The sequence below is a fragment of the Bradyrhizobium sp. URHC0002 genome (assembly GCF_054059515.1).
Genome location: NZ_JBSSCF010000001.1, coordinates 923326 through 938223 on the forward strand (window position 1 = coordinate 923326; position 14898 = coordinate 938223).

General features: G+C 63.8%; 13 protein-coding genes and 1 pseudogene. 5 read left to right on the forward strand and 9 right to left on the reverse strand.

What is annotated here, in order from left to right:
* From ACVWVY_RS04485 to mtgA, 3 genes are all read right to left on the reverse strand, one after another.
* Positions 1-717: a hypothetical protein gene (locus ACVWVY_RS04485; protein ID WP_456625246.1), complete on the reverse strand. Its 717-nt coding sequence runs from the start codon at positions 715-717 to the stop codon at positions 1-3.
* Positions 718-851: 134 nt separating this feature from the next.
* Positions 852-1034 carry a 50S ribosomal protein L32 gene (rpmF, locus tag ACVWVY_RS04490; protein WP_028347701.1) on the reverse strand — a complete coding sequence of 61 codons (183 nt, stop codon included), beginning with the start codon at positions 1032-1034 and terminating at the stop codon, positions 852-854.
* Positions 1035-1185: 151 nt separating this feature from the next.
* A complete protein-coding gene (mtgA, locus tag ACVWVY_RS04495; protein ID WP_456632100.1) occupies positions 1186-1857 on the reverse strand; it encodes a monofunctional biosynthetic peptidoglycan transglycosylase in 672 nt (223 codons plus the stop codon).
* 177 nt (positions 1858-2034) lie between these two features.
* On the opposite strand from mtgA, the gene ACVWVY_RS04500 reads away from it, so the two are divergent.
* Both ACVWVY_RS04500 and ACVWVY_RS04505 read left to right on the forward strand, forming a co-directional pair.
* Positions 2035-2955, forward strand: coding sequence for a polyprenyl synthetase family protein (locus tag ACVWVY_RS04500; protein ID WP_456625247.1), 921 nt, complete (start codon positions 2035-2037; stop codon positions 2953-2955).
* Between the two features lie 19 nt (positions 2956-2974).
* Positions 2975-3656, forward strand: a pseudogene (locus tag ACVWVY_RS04505) (DUF1345 domain-containing protein).
* 98 nt (positions 3657-3754) lie between these two features.
* Here ACVWVY_RS04505 and ACVWVY_RS04510 read toward each other — a convergent pair.
* Positions 3755-5518, reverse strand: coding sequence for a caspase family protein (locus ACVWVY_RS04510; RefSeq protein ID WP_456632101.1), 1764 nt, complete (start codon positions 5516-5518; stop codon positions 3755-3757).
* 241 nt (positions 5519-5759) lie between these two features.
* Entirely contained in the window at positions 5760-6188 is a 429-nt protein-coding gene (locus tag ACVWVY_RS04515) for a GFA family protein (RefSeq protein WP_456625248.1), read from the reverse strand.
* A 102-nt stretch (positions 6189-6290) separates the two neighbouring features.
* On the opposite strand from ACVWVY_RS04515, the gene ACVWVY_RS04520 reads away from it, so the two are divergent.
* Positions 6291-6668 carry a nuclear transport factor 2 family protein gene (locus tag ACVWVY_RS04520; protein WP_456625249.1) on the forward strand — a complete coding sequence of 126 codons (378 nt, stop codon included), beginning with the start codon at positions 6291-6293 and terminating at the stop codon, positions 6666-6668.
* Between the two features lie 4 nt (positions 6669-6672).
* Here the strand turns inward: ACVWVY_RS04520 and ACVWVY_RS04525 are convergent, their stop codons facing one another.
* Positions 6673-8037, reverse strand: a complete 1365-nt coding sequence (locus ACVWVY_RS04525) for an NAD(P)/FAD-dependent oxidoreductase (protein WP_456625250.1) — start codon at positions 8035-8037, stop codon at positions 6673-6675.
* Positions 8038-8223: 186 nt separating this feature from the next.
* Here ACVWVY_RS04525 and ACVWVY_RS04530 point away from each other — a divergent pair, with 186 nt between their 5' ends.
* A complete protein-coding gene (locus tag ACVWVY_RS04530; RefSeq protein ID WP_456625251.1) occupies positions 8224-9831 on the forward strand; it encodes a Na+/H+ antiporter in 1608 nt (535 codons plus the stop codon).
* A gap of 136 nt (positions 9832-9967) precedes the next feature.
* Here the strand turns inward: ACVWVY_RS04530 and ACVWVY_RS04535 are convergent, their stop codons facing one another.
* The 3 genes from ACVWVY_RS04535 to ispG form a co-directional block, all read right to left on the reverse strand.
* Positions 9968-11308 (reverse strand): Rieske 2Fe-2S domain-containing protein, encoded by a 1341-nt coding sequence (locus ACVWVY_RS04535; RefSeq protein ID WP_456625252.1) that lies wholly within the window; start codon positions 11306-11308, stop codon positions 9968-9970.
* Positions 11309-11439: 131 nt separating this feature from the next.
* Entirely contained in the window at positions 11440-12333 is an 894-nt protein-coding gene (locus tag ACVWVY_RS04540) for a TauD/TfdA dioxygenase family protein (protein ID WP_456625253.1), read from the reverse strand.
* A gap of 107 nt (positions 12334-12440) precedes the next feature.
* Complete coding sequence (gene ispG, locus ACVWVY_RS04545) at positions 12441-13727, reverse strand: flavodoxin-dependent (E)-4-hydroxy-3-methylbut-2-enyl-diphosphate synthase (protein WP_456625254.1); 1287 nt, start codon at positions 13725-13727, stop codon at positions 12441-12443.
* A gap of 265 nt (positions 13728-13992) precedes the next feature.
* Between ispG and ACVWVY_RS04550 the strand changes: the two genes are divergently transcribed.
* Complete coding sequence (locus ACVWVY_RS04550; RefSeq protein WP_456625255.1) at positions 13993-14868, forward strand: sulfurtransferase; 876 nt, start codon at positions 13993-13995, stop codon at positions 14866-14868.
* The last annotated feature ends 30 nt before the right edge of the window (positions 14869-14898 follow it).

Below are 14898 nucleotides of genomic sequence, written 5' to 3' on the forward strand. Positions count from 1 at the left end.
TCAGTGCTGAGGCTTGTCCGGCGATGGCGGCGAGGGCTGCGGGCCGCTGACCGGCTGTATTCCCGGCGACGGGATCTCCGGTGACGAGGCTTCCAGAGAAGGCGTTTTCGGCGGGGCCGCCTCGGGCACGACCGGAGCCGTCTCGGGCGCGACGGCGGGCTGCACCGGTTTCGGTTCGGGATGATCCTGCAGCACGGATTCGGCGACAGAGGTTGCCGCCGGCACAGTTGGCACGGCAGGCGCCGGTGGCGTTGCCGGCACCGGGGCCGGTTGGGGCTCCGCCGCCGGTGTCTCGACCTTTTCGGCGCTTTTTGGTGGCGGCGCAGGTGCCGCCGCTACCACCGCAACTGCACGGCGCCGCGTTCGCAAGGCAAGGCCGGAGAGGAAATCCACCAGCGACAATGCCGTCATCAGGAAAAAGGTCGAGGTTGCGAATTTCGGCCACAGCAGGAATTCGGCCGCCGCCGCGCCGAACACGATCAGCGACAGCAGGTGGTCGGTGAGATATTTCGCGCCGGGGCGCGCGCCCTTGATGACTTCGGCAAGCAGCAACAGGATGGCGAGTGTAAGCAGCACGTCGCTCAGCGTCACCGACCAGTCCGCACCCGACATCAACGTCAGCTTCACCAACGGATCGGTGAACGACAGGTCGGGCATCAGGAAGACGATGATGTTGTAGATCGCGAGTGGAATCAGAAGTAGCGGAAAACCAACCATGGGTATCGCGCCTTCCTAGAAAATCGGATTGTCCCCTGGGCGAAGCAGCGCTTCACCCAATGGAACCGTTGGCCCACTCGTTGGCCAAATTCGGGCAGACGCCGCGAAAAGCGGCGCCTTATCCTCGAACCCGATCAGGATTCCTTCTTTTTCAGCACCTGCCGGCCCTTGTACATGCCGGTCTTGAGGTCGAGGTGGTGCGGACGGCGCAGTTCGCCGGAATCCTTGTCCTCTGCATAGGTCGGCTTCTTCAGCGCGTCCGCCGAGCGGCGCATGCCACGCCGCGAGGGCGATGTTTTTCTTCTGGGAACGGCCATAACGGTCCTCTAGGGGTGTTGTCGGAGGCATCGTCCGAAACCGGACGGCCCAGCGCTGCGCGCGGGCTGCGATGCCGATAAGGCCGCGCTTATAGAGGATGGGATGGCGTAAAGCTAGGCCAGCGTGCGGTTAAAGGGGCCGAAAATTGGCTCAAAAAGCACGATTTTCGCTCCAGCAGCGCTGTACTGCGCCCGCCCGCGCCATATAGGTCCCGGCCAGACGACGTACCCCGGGACCGGGATTGCGGGCGCTGCGCCTGACCGGATTGGGCAGGATCGCCGCCAACAGGGCGGCCTCGCGCGCCGAAAGCGACGCGGCCGGGCGGCCGAACGCATATATCGACCCTGCCTCGGCCCCGAACTGCCCGGACGGGCCGAGCTCGGCGATGTTGAGGTAGATTTCCAGGACCCGCTGCTTGGGCAACACGAGATCGATCCACATCGCAAGCGGCAGTTCCAGCGCCTTGCGGACCACGCTGCGGCCCGGCCACAGAAACAGGTTTTTCGCCACCTGCTGGGTGATGGTCGAACCGCCGCGGGCGGGCTCACCGTCCTCGGCATCGTCCATCGCATCCTGTAGCGCGCCCCAATCGACCCCGCGATGGCTGCAGAATTTGGCGTCTTCGGAGCCCACCACCGAGCGCGGCAGGTAAGGCGAAATCGCGTTGAAATCGACCCATTGCCGGGACACCGGCGCGCCCTTGAGCCAGCGCCAGGCCATCAGCGCCGACACCGGATGGCCGGTCCGATAGAACGGCGTCACCAGATAGGGCAGCAACAGCACCGCAAGCAGGATCAGCAGCAAAATTCGGACAATGCGCAAAATTGGATGCTTCCGGTTGAGCCCAAGCCGGCCCGAGGCCGATGAATTGGCCCCACCCACGTGACATCTCCATGATATTTCGTGCGTTTTCCAGCGCTTTTGTGACCGGGGTCATGGAATTGACGAAGCCGTTGCCATCAACGATTGTCCGGCCAAATTGATCTGGAGCTATTCTTAATGTCGACCCCCACTGCCGATTTTGCCAAACGCCTGGACCAGACCGCGGACGATACCGAAGCCCTGCTGGCGCAGTTGTTGTCCGACACGCTGTTGCCCGACGAGATCGTTCGGCCGAAGCGGCTGATGGACGCGATGCGCTATTCCAGCCTCGGCGGCGGAAAGCGGCTGCGCCCCTTTCTGGTGGCTGAAAGTTCGGCCGTGTTCGGTGTTCCGCGCGAGGCCGCCCTTTTGGTCGGCGCGGCCCTGGAATGCATCCATTGCTATTCCCTGATCCATGACGACCTGCCGGCGATGGACAACAGCGACCTGCGCCGCGGCCGGCCCACGCTGCACAAGAAGACCGACGACGCCACCGCGATCCTCGCCGGCGACGGGCTGTTGACGCTGGCGTTCGACATCGTCACCCGCGACGAGATCCACAAGGACGCCACCGTCCGCCTGCTGCTGACGCGGGCGCTGGCGCGCGCCTCCGGCATCGGCGGCATGGTCGGCGGCCAGATCCTCGATCTCGCGGGCGAAGGCCGGTTCGGCGACCGCGAACCGGTCGACGTGGCGCGGCTGCAGCAGATGAAGACCGGTGCGCTGCTGCGCTATGGCTGCATCGCCGGCGCGATCCTCGGCCAGTCCACGCCGAGCGAATATCAGGCGCTCGATGATTACGGCCGCGCGCTCGGCGAAGCGTTTCAGATCGCCGACGATCTGCTCGACGTCGAGGGCGACGCCGCGGCGCTCGGCAAGCCGGCCGGCGCCGATGCGGCGCTCGGCAAGACCACCTTCGTCACCCAGCTCGGCATCGACGGCGCCAAGCAGCGCGTGCGCGATCTGCTGGCACGGGCCGATTCAGCACTTTCGATCTTTGGCGCAAAAGGCGATGTATTGCGGGCAGCCGCGCGCTTTGTCGCGGAGCGCAAGAACTAGCGCATAGCAAAGGCAGCGGATGAGCAAGGAGTTCGACGAGCATCTTGTTCGGTTCCGCAATCTGCCGCTGCCGGTCCGCGTGGTTTACGGGCGGCCGCGCACCTTCATTGCGCTCGCGGTCGGCGTCATCGCGTTCTTCCTGCTACCCGGCACGCTGCGGCTGCCGACGCGGCTTGTCGTCGGCTGGGACGTCTTCGCCGCGCTGTACCTCGTACTCGCCTATGTCGTGATGCTGCGCTGTGACGTCGCCCATATCAGGCGCAGCGCGGTGTTGCAGGACGACGGGCGTTTCCTGCTGCTGCTGTTGACCGCGCTCGGCGCCTTCGCGAGTCTTGCCGCCATCGTGTTTGAGCTCGGCGCCTCGAAGGGCAACCCGGCCGGGCTGATCCTGGCCACGGTAACGATCGTGCTGTCATGGGCGACCGTTCACACCGCCTTCGCGCTGCACTACGCGCACGAGTTCTACCGCGCTCGCAAGCCCGGGGGGCTTACAGTTTCCGAGCGGCGACACCCATGTCGAGGCGGACTATTGGGACTTCGTCTATTTCTCGTTCGTGATCGGCATGACCGCGCAGGTCTCCGACGTCGGCATCACCGACAAGATCATCCGCCGCACCGCGACCGTGCACGGCATCATCTCGTTCGTGTTCAACACTGCGTTGATCGCGTTGATGGTCAACATCGCCGGGAGTGCAATCTGACTCCCTGTGGTCCCGGCCTCGAACCGGAACCCGGCCCCCTCTGCCGTCAAGACAGAGATGAGCCGGGGCCTAGCGTGTTCGATAAAGCGCCGCTGTGGCTACGGGCAGACTCCCGACATGATGGCCTGATAGCTATTGCAACCCTGCTGCCGTTCGAGGCCGGTAAGCGGCCGGCCTGAAGACGACATCCCTGGACCGGTCGGTCCCTGAGAACGCCTAACGATAACCTGCCTTGGTTCCCGAGCTGGCCTTGCTTCGTAAACGCGCCGTGATTCCGGCCTTTCGCGCGTTGCGACCGGCTTCTTGGCGCGACGCTTCTCGCATTCATTGTCGTCGTTGAGGAATGAGCCCTCGGCGCAGGTGATCCTGGTGCAGCGTTCGCCATCGGCCTGGAAGCCGTGTTCGCAGACCAGCGGGCACACCCGCGACGACTTCAGCTTGATCGTATCGAGCGTATCGACGCTGGCGACCTTGGTGTCGAGCCTGGTTCCGGCATAGCGGTTGAACTGCGTCAGCGACCGCTGCGAGGTGTTGTTCCAGTTGCCATCGGCGCTGCCGCTCAGGCAGCCGACACGCCGCAATTCAGCCTGCACCGACTTGGTGACGTCGGCTTGCGGGGGCCCCGCGGCGAGCGCGGCAACGTTCACCGCCTTGTCCTTGTCAGCGGGGGCTGGAGCGGACGCCTTGTCGGCGGCGGCGCTTTCGGCGGCGACGCGCTTCTGTTCGGCCGCAGCCGCCTGGTCCTGCGCCACCTGCTTGGCCTTTTCAGCCGCGATGCGCGCCTGCTCGGCGGCTTTGGCTTCCGCTTCGGCCTTTGCCTGTTGCGATTTCTGGGCGCCTTCGGCGGCGAGCCGTGCCCGCTCCTGCTCGGCCTGCCGCGCTTTTTCGGTCGCGGCGACGCGGGTTTCCTCGGCGGCGATCTTGTCGAGCTGAAGCTTGGCAAGGCTCGCGTAGAAACCATCGGGATATTGCCCGAGGAAGGCGTTGAGCGCGCTCTTGTTGCCGATCTGCAGCGCGAGTTCGTAATCGCGGCGGGCTTCGGCCTGTGCGCTGGGAGCTGGCGTCGCAGGAGCCGCCGCCACGGGCGCCGGCACCAACGGCACGTCGTCGCCGCCGAGCGAACCATACACGAAGGGTTCCTGCTTATTGCCCGTGGTCTTGAGCACCTCGTCGCGGACAAAGCCGAAGGCCCGGCGCACGTCGAGCCCGGGCTTCGTGAGATGGCGCGACAACGCTGAAGTGAACGGGCTGTTCTTGCCGTCGCCATCGGCGGCCGTCGAGCCGGCCTTGGCCGAATAGGCGATCAAGACGTTCGGGCTGGTCGGCTCGACCTTGGCGAGACCCTGCCCGATCGCGCGCGAAGCGACCGTGCGCTTCATGGTCCGAGCGAACGGATTGTCGCGGCAGGCGTCGAGAATTACCAGCCGCAGCTTCTTGGCCGGCTCGATCGCGATCAGGATGCGGTCGAGCGAGAGGCCTTCGTCATAGATGTCGGTGTCGCGTTCCAGCCGCGCATCGACCGGGATCAGGTAGTTCCCGCCGTCCACCTCGATGCCGTGGCCGGCGTAATAGACCACCGCGATATCGGCATCGCGCGCGCGATCGGCGAAGTCGCGCAGCGCGCGACGGGTTTCGGCCGCCGGCAGGTCACGCCGGGAATCGACGACATCGAAGCCGGCGTCCTTCAGAGTTGACGCGATCCTGGCGCTGTCGTTAACGGGATTGGCCAGCGGTGCGACATTCTGGTAGTTGGAATTACCCAGCACCAGCGCCACGCGCTTTTCGGCAAACGCCGGCTCGCTCACCAGCAGGAAGGCGGCGGCGGCAAGTGCCCATCGGCACAATTTTAGCGATCCTGACATCATCATGACTCCTCCGGAGCCTCGTACCTTTTTACCACACCGGTCTGCCTACCAGAAGCCACAGCCCGGCTTTGTGAGTTAAGTCACGATCCACGCGGATGTGAATCGCGCCATCGCCTTTTCCTTAGTCGGGCCAGCGGCCCGTCGGTTCGGCCATGGTCGGGTCCCCTTTTCCGCCGGGTTCCCGTCCGGACATAAACCTCCGGCGACGAGCATCTATTCCCGGAGCGGCATGAGCCGCTCAACGCGGCACGACATGCTCCCGGTATTGCGGCAGGTCATCCGTGATCGCGAACCACGATGCCTTGGAGCCGACAAAGATGTGAGCGGTCGGGCGGATCGAGGGATCGTCGACCAGCGTGCCCATGGCGACATGGACGAAAGCGCCTTCACGCACCACCGAATAGAGCAGCGAGCCGCATTTCCGGCAATGCGCGTCGTGGCCGGCCTCCTCGCCATAGATCATGAGATCGTCCTCGCCCTTGGTGACGCTGAATTTGTCGCGCGCGATGCCGGCGAATGGCTTGAACGCCGCACCGGTGGTGCGCCGGCAATTCGAGCAGTGGCAGTTCAAGGCGTAGCCGAATTCGTCAGCCACGGCATAGCCGACCGCGCGGCAAAAGCATTCTCCGACAAGAATGCGAGCATTCGATTTTGTTGAACCCGCCACCTGCAACTCCTCGCAACCGTGATGAGGCCAGCCTAGCGCAATGAAGCGGTTCGTGGCTTAGTTCAGTTCGAACAAATTTTCTTTTCGCCGGGAGGAGCCGCCGTGAGTCACGACCGATCGACCGTTGAAGCCGTGGTGAAGAACTATTTCGATGGCCTTTATGAGGGCGATGCCGAAAAGCTCGGCGCGATCTTCGACACAAGCGCCGATTTGCGCTGGCTGGAGAAGGGCGAGTTGCAGGTACTGACCGTGCCGGACTGGCTCGATCGCGTGCGCAAGCGCCCCTCCGCCAAGGCTGAAGGCAAGCCGCGCGAGGATTTCATCGTCACGATCGACCGCTCCGATGACCAAACCGCCTTCATCAAGGTGCGCTGCCAGCTGCCGCCGCGCTATTTCACCGATTATCTGGTGGCGATGAAACTGAGCGACGGCTGGAAGATCGTCTCGAAATCCTACCGCTACGATCTGCGCGAGCAATAGCCGCTCAGGCCTGCGCCCCCGCCGGTGCGGCCTCCGTGCCGCCCCTGCGGCGGCCAAAATTGCCCCGGATCACGCGCATCACGACGGCCGGTTGCAGCAGCCGTGTCGGCGGCGCTTCCAGATTGGCGACCTCGAGAAAGGCCGTCGCCAGCTTTGCATCGTAACGCGCGGCCATGTGCAGCTTGCCGATATACCAGTTGATGAAGCGCACTTTCGGCGGGCGCAGCCCCACGACCTTCGGATGCCGCAAATCATTGCCGACCGCGATGTCCCAGGGCGTATCGATCACGGCGGCGGCGCGGGCGAAGAAGCGCCGCGCCAGGCCGGCCTCGCCGGCACCGAGGCATTCGCGCAACAGCATCGCTTCCTGCGCCGCCACTGGCATGCCCTGGCCGTAGACCGGATTGAAACTGCACAGGGCGTCGCCGAACACCAGATAGCCTTTTGGAAATTCCGCCAGCCGCTCGTAGCGCCGCCTCAGGTTCGCCGGATAGCGATAGCGGACGAAATCGCCGAGCGGCTCGGCATGGGCAACGATGTCGTAGATGTCCGATGTCGGCAACGAGCCGGCATAGGCGGCGAACAACTGGTCGTCATCGGGGGCATGGTCGCCGAAATAGCCGCCGATCGAGACGATCCAGCGGTCCTCGGCCTGGTACAGGACCACGCCGTTGCGCCAGTTCGGCCCGCTGCCGGCGACCACGACCGCAAGCTTGCCGTCGAGATCGGTCGGACGGCGGCGATAGAGGCGCGTGGTGTAGCCGATCCCGATCTCGATCCGCTCTTCTTCCGGCTTGGCGAAACCAAAACTCTCGAGCCAGGCCGGGCTCGATGAACCGCGGCCGGACGCATCGACCACGAGATCGGCCGTGATGCTGTGCTCGGCGCCGCTGCCAATTCTGGCGCGCACGCCCCTGATCGTCGCCCTGTTGTCGTCGGCGATCAGTTCTTGCACGGCGCAATTCTCGATCACGCGCACATTCGGCAAGGCCATCAGGCGGCGACGCACATGGCCTTCCAGCACCGGACGGGGGGCCAGCAATCCGACCAGATTGCTCGGAGCCGATTTGATGGTGACACCATGGCCGATCCAGTTGACGTCGCCGGCAATGTCGCCCCTGACACCGCCGCTGGCGACGACCTCATCGGTCCAGCCCGGGAAGAAATTCTCGATCACGTTCCGGCCGCGCGCCAGCAGGCCATGCGCATGGCGCCCCTGCGGCACCCCCTTGCGCGCAATACCCGATTGCGGAAACGCATCGCGCTCCAGCACCGTGACGACGGCGTAGAAATCCGACAGCGCCCGCGCGGCCAAGAGGCCACCCATGCTGGCGCCGATCACAATGGCATGCTGACCAATATGTTTCATTGCAAAACTCCCGCCCTCTCCGCCTGCCAGCGCAGGGTCTTTGCTGGTACGGAGGAATGATCGGGCGGGTTCTGATGCTGACGTCACAAATTTGTCAGGGACGGCCTGAAACCCCTTCGCCCTTCATCCGTGAGTACGCGCGCTTGCGCATTGACCTCGCGGTTTTTCCCTGCGAAGGGGGCAATCATGGAAGCCACGTTTCAGATCTTTTTGATCCTGCTCGCCGTACTGGCAGGGACCGCGCTGCTGGCGCGCCGAATCAATGTCGCACCGGCCATCCTGCTGCTGCTCGCCGGCATCGCGCTCGCCTTCGTGCCGGGCATGCCGACGGTGGAATTGCCGCCCCAGCTGGTACTGCTGGTATTCCTGCCGCCGCTGATTTATTCCGCGAGCGTGGCCATGAGCTGGCGCGAGTTCAAAGCCAATTTGCGCCCGATCATTTTGCTGTCCGTCGGCTGCGTGATATTCACCGCTTGCGCGGTCGCGACCGCCACGCATTACCTGATCGGGCTGCCCTGGAGCATCGGCTTCCTGCTCGGAGCCATCGTCGCGCCACCGGATGTCGTGGCGCCGCTGGCCATTGCCCGCAGGCTCGGAATGCCGCGCCGTATTCTGGTTGTACTCGAGGGCGAAGGGCTGGCGAACGACGCCACCGCGCTGATCCTCTACCGGTTCACGGTGGCGGCGATTTCGACCGGCATGTTCTCGCTGCCGAAGGCAAACGGCACCTTCGCGGCCATTGTCGTCGGCGAAATCCTGTTCGGATTGGCAGTCGGCTGGCTCTCCTTGCGCGCACGGCACCGCGCGCGCGATCCGCAGGTCGAGATCACGCTGTCGCTGATCACGCCCTATCTCGCCTATTGGGTCCCGGAGCATCTCGGCGGATCCGGTGTCATCGCCACCGTCGCCTGCGGGCTCTATATAAGCTGGAACGGGCCGCTCCTGATCTCGTCCGCGACGCGTCTGCAGGGCATCTTCTTCTGGGACCTCGTCATCTATATGGTCGAGGGCCTGCTGTTCCTGCTGACCGGATTCCAGATGCGGCTGTTGTTCGAGAAATCGAAAGCGTTTCCGCTGCAGGACATCCTGCTCACCACCGCGCTGGTCGCCGTCATCGTCATCGTCGCGCGCTTTGCCTGGGTCTATCCCGCAACCTATCTGCCCCGGCTGCTCAGCAAGCAAATTCGTGAACGGGATCCCGCTCCGTCCTGGCAGACAACGTTCGTCGTTGCCTTCACCGGCGTACGGGGCGCGGTGTCGCTGGCCGCGGCGCTGGCGTTGCCGTTAGCGCTGCCCAACGGTGAGGGCTTTCCCCACCGCGACATGATCCTGTTCGTCGCCTTCGGCGTCATCTTCATCACGCTGGTCGGACTTGGGTCGGGGTTGGCTGCCGTGGTGCGATGGCTCGGGGTCACCAAGGACGGCCACAAGGAGCACGTCGCGGAACATGAAGCGGAGATCGCGGCGCGCCGCGAGGCGCTCGACGCGGCGCTCAAATCGCTCGACGCCATCACCGACGACCGCGAACTTTCCGACGAAGTCGTCAAGCTGCTGCGCGCCCGTCACGAAGTCCGCAGCAACCAGCTCCCTGACGTGCTCGATCCCGACGCCCACGATGTCTCGGCGGCCGGCACTGCGCTAACGCGCGAGTTGATCGCAACCGAGCGAAAATTCATCCACATCCTGTTGCGCGATGGCAAAATCACCGACGAAACCAGGCGACGGATCGAACGCGACCTTGACCTGGAGGAAGCGAGTTTGAGCAACCGGGAGTACCGCAAGATACCGCTGTAGAGGTCGTCATTGCCTGCGACAAACGCAAAGCGTTTGCGCAAGGGAGCGAAGCGACGAAGCAATCCATCCTTTGTTTCGTCGACCCGTGAGATAGATTGCTTCGCTTCGCTCGCAATGACGACGGTTGGAGTTCAGCCTACTCCGCCGCCGCATTCCTGCCGGGACGACCGACATAGCCCGCCGCGTCGCCGAAGCGCTCGATCATGACCGCGGTGAGGTCCTTGGTCTTGCTGGTGACGCAGGCGCCGGAGCGCACCGCATAACGATCCTGATGCTTCAGATGCGGCGGCGCCTCACCCTTCTGCAGCGCACGGGCGGCGTCCATCACCAATTTCCGGAAATGCATGATGCCGAGATCGGTCGGGCCGAGATGTTCACGGGTGCGGTCGGCAATCGGGCCCTGGCTGTCCTGCACGGCGGCATCCTGTTCGGATACGCCCTTGATACCGGTGTAGCTGTTGGTCTTCTGCAGCTTGCGATCGATCAGGTAGTCGTTCGCCTTGTTACGCAGCGGGATATAATTCTCGTCGACCTCCGACATCACGCCGTTGCCGCGGTCATAGCCATCGCGCTCGGCCTGCGTCAGCGGACGTTCCGGATTCCACGCATAAGTGTAGATCCAGCAGCTGGTATCGGTCACCGGAATGAAGCTCTGGCCGAAAATATTCTCACCCGGCATCGAACTCGGCGCATAGGCATGCACCGGCATTAGGAACTGGGCGATGCGCCAATAAATGTTGTCGGTCCCGGTGAGCCGTCCGCCGGCGACCGTGAGGCCGGCCTCGTGCGGATTGATCTTGATCACCGGGCGCGGGTCCTCGGCGATCCAGCGCATATGGTCGGTCGCGACCCGTACCAGCGGATTCACAAAGTGCTTCTTGATGTCGAGGATTTCGTTCTCTTCCTTCTCGAAGGAGAGATGCGCGAAGGTGAAATGTGCGGTGTCGATCGATCCTTCCAGCGCCTGCACCCAGTTGCAGTCCTGCCATTTCTTGGTGACATAGCGGTGCGAGGCCGGCACCAGCGCCATTTCCAGATCCGGCAATTCCGGCACCTGATCCTTCGGGCCCATATAGGCCCAGATCATGTCGCCCCATTCGCGCACCGGATAGGACTTGATCCGGATCAGGTCCTTGGCGTTGAGGTCGGGATAGGAGGTCGGCATGTCGACGCAAGCGCCATCGGTGTCGAACTTCCAGCCGTGATAGACGCAGCGGATGCCGCATTCCTCGTTGCGCCCGAGCCAGAGATTGGCGCCGCGGTGCGGGCAATACTGATCGATGACGCCGACCACGCCGCGCGTGTCGCGAAAGGCGAGCAGCTCCTCGCCCATGACCACGATCTTTTTTGGCGTACCGTCGGCTTCCGGCAATTCTTCGGACAACAGCACGGGGATCCAGAAGCGACGGAGCAATTCGCCCATGCCGGTGCCTGCACCGCTCTCGGTGAGAAATTTGTTGTCTTCTGCGCGGAGCATGGGTGACCTCCGGATTCTTGTTTTGATTGTGGTCAAGCTTGGCGCAGGTCGGGCGAGGCGTCAACGCGAATGCAGCATAGCCGCACAGCGACTGCGCAGGGCGGGCTCGCCGACCGTCCGCCCTGCGAAATTTACACCGGCCGCTCCCCCTTCACCGTCACCCGCGTGCCCGACCGCGTATGCGGCCAGTAATCCCACATCGCGCGGTGCTGGGCACAGCGGTTGTCCCAGAAAGCGATGGCGTTTTCCGACCAGCGGAAGCGACACTGGAACAGCGGGTTCTCCGCGTGCTGGTAGAGATAGGCCAGCATGGCGTCGCTTTCGTCGCGGGGGATGCCGATGATGAAACGGGTGAAGCCGCGGTTGACGTAGAGCGCCTTTCTGCCCGTCACCGGATGGGTGCGCACCACGGGGTGCTCGGCGCGCGGATATTCCACCCGGTCGGAGATGCCGTAATTGGCGTAGAGTCCGCGGTAGGTCTGCTCGCCGTCGTGCAGCGCGGTGAGCCCGTCGAGATAGGCCTTCATCCGGTCGGACAGCGCCTCATAGGCGGCGTACATGTTGGCGAACAGCGTATCGCCGCCGCGCGGCGGGCATTGCTTGATATAGAGGATCGATCCCATCGGCGGCTCGACGTCGCAAGAGACGTCGGTGTGCCAGCCCTCGCCATTGGCGCGCGGAGAATCCTTGTCGGCGTAGATTTTCATCAGCGCCGGGTCGCCCTCGTTGGGCGCCGCCGGGTGCACATGCAATTCGCCGAACTTGCGGCCGAAGGCGAGGTGCTGGGCCGGCGTGATGTGCTGGTCGCGGAAGAAGATCACGAGATTTTCGGCGAGCGCGCGATGGATTTCATCTATCTGGAGATTGGAGCGCGCGTCGTCGGAGACGAGCTTGCCGATATCGACGCCGGAGATTTCCGCGCCAATAATCGGGGTGAGTTTTTCGACGCGGATCGTCTCGTAGGGCTCGGTGTCGCCGGCGATGTGCCGATAGCGCGGGCCTTGCTTGCCGGACAACGAAGACATGGGCATTCTCCCAACCGTTCTTGATTGGGATCATCGTAGCTCGGGCGATACGAAGTGCAATGCACATCGCCCGTCGCCCCTGCGAACGCAGGGACGACGGAGAGATCCTACTCCGCCGCCGTCGTCTCCGGCGCCTTGGCGCCCGCGCCATATTTCTGGTCGATATAATCAATCACCAGCGCCTTGAAATCGGCGGCAATGCCCGGCCCGCGCAGGGTGCGGAATTTCTTGCCGTCGACGAACACGGGAGCTGCCGGCGCTTCGCCGGTGCCGGGCAGCGAGATGCCGATATTGGCGTGCTTGGATTCGCCGGGGCCGTTGACGATGCAGCCCATGACCGCGACGTTGAGGGTTTCAACGCCGGGATATTGCGTCTTCCAGCCCGGCATCTCCTCGCGGATGAAATCCTGGATCGAGCGCGCCAGTTCCTGGAACGTGGTCGAGGTGGTGCGGCCGCAGCCGGGGCACGCAGCGACCAGCGGCACGAAGGTGCGGAAGCCCATGGTCTGCAGCAGTTCCTGCGCGACCTGAACTTCCAGCGTGCGGTCGCCGCCAGGCTCTGGCGTCAGCGAGATGCGGATGGTGTCGCCGATGCCGTCCTGCAGCAGGATGCCGAGCGCCGCGGCCGACGCCACGATGCCCTTTGATCCCATGCCGGCTTCGGTGAGGCCGAGGTGGATCGCATAGTCCGAACGCGAGGCCAGCGTCTGGTAGACCGCGATCAGGTCCTGCACGGCGGAAACCTTCGCCGAAAGAATCATCTTGTTCTTGGGCATGCCGAGCTCTTGCGCCCGCGCCGCCGACAGCAAGGCCGACTGCACCATGGCTTCGCGGGTCACCGCGCGTGCATCGCGCGGGTCGCTCGAGGCCGTGTTCTCGTCCATCAGCTTGGTGAGCAACTCCTGATCGAGCGAACCCCAGTTGGCGCCGATACGGACCGCCTTGTTGTTCTTGTTGGCGATCTCGATGATGTCGGCGAATTGCGTGTCGCGCTTGTTCTTGAAGCCGACATTGCCGGGATTGATGCGGTACTTGTCGAGCGCCTCGGCGCAGGCCGGATAGTCGGCGAGCAGCTTGTGGCCGATATAGTGGAAGTCACCGATCAGGGGCGTGGTGATGCCGCGCTTGCGCAGGCCATCGCGGATGTGCGGAACGGCGGCGGCGGCCTCATCGCGATCGACCGTGATGCGCACCATTTCCGATCCGGCGCGCGACAGCGCCGCGACCTGCGCGATCGTGCCATCGACATCGGCGGTGTCGGTATTGGTCATCGACTGCACGACGATCGGCGCACCCCCGCCGACGGCAACATTGCCGACCATGACCTGGGTGGTTTTATGCCGGGCCTTGGGGCCAGCGACGTCGTCTTGCGGAATTATTTCGGGCTTGTTCATGGGGCCTCGAATATCAGATTTTGATGACATACACCAAGAGGGCGGCGAATGCGCAGTGCGCCTCGTCACACGGTGGCTTTTACGTTGTATATTCAATAGCTTAGGACAGATACGGCCGCCAAAAGCAGGGCAAAAGACCTCGTCTTCCGTTAACCGCTATATTGGACAGGAATCGCCGAATTGAAAGGGCGAGAGCACCTCCCGGCCGCCTTTTCATAGCCCGATGCGGGCTCTAGCATCTGGCTAAAATAACGGGAGGCCAACAATGCCGGGGCGTAACGGGCTGATCTCTACGGCGGAACTTGCGGATATTCTGGGCCAGGCCGACCTGCGCCTGTTCGACTGCACCACCTATCTCGAACCCGCGCCCGAAGGCTCTGCCCTCCCCTATCTCGCCGTGCCCGGACGTCACACGTTCGACGCCGGGCATATTCCGGGCGCGGACTTTCTGGATTTGCAGGGCGAATTTTCCGATCCCAATACCGAGCTTCGCTTCATGATGCCGGATGTCGCGCTGCTTGAACGGGCGTTCGGCCGTCACGGCCTGTCCAACGGCAGCCGGGCGGTGCTGTACAGCATCGGCACGCCGATGTGGGCGACGCGGTTCTGGTGGATGCTCACATCGCTCGGCTTCGAGAACGTCGTGGTGCTCGATGGCGGCCTCGACAAATGGAAGTTCGAAGGCCGTCCGCTCGAAACCGGACCGGCGAAGGGATATCCACCAACGACCTTCACGGCAAAACCCAGGGGTGGATTTTTCGTCGGCAAGCATGAAACGCTCGCGGCCACGTCCGAACAGGGCACCGTCGTCGTCAATGCACTCGGCCCGCAGTTTCACAAGGGACTCGAGCCCAGCCGCTACGGCCAGCCCGGCCGCGTGCCCGGCAGTTGCAACGTTTCGGCAGCCACATTGCTCGATCCCCAGACCAAGGCCTTCGTCCCGCTTGGCGAAGCGGAAGCCAAATTCAAGGCGCAGGGCATTACCAAAGACAAGCGCGTGGTGGCCTACTGCGGCGGCGGCATCTCGGCGACGATCGATCTGTTCCTGCTGCACCGCCTCGGTTACGACAACCTCACGCTCTACGATGGCTCGATGGGCGAATGGGCCAAGGACACCACGCTGCCGATCGAGACGGGCTAGGCTCTCTCCACGTCATTGCGAGGAGCGATA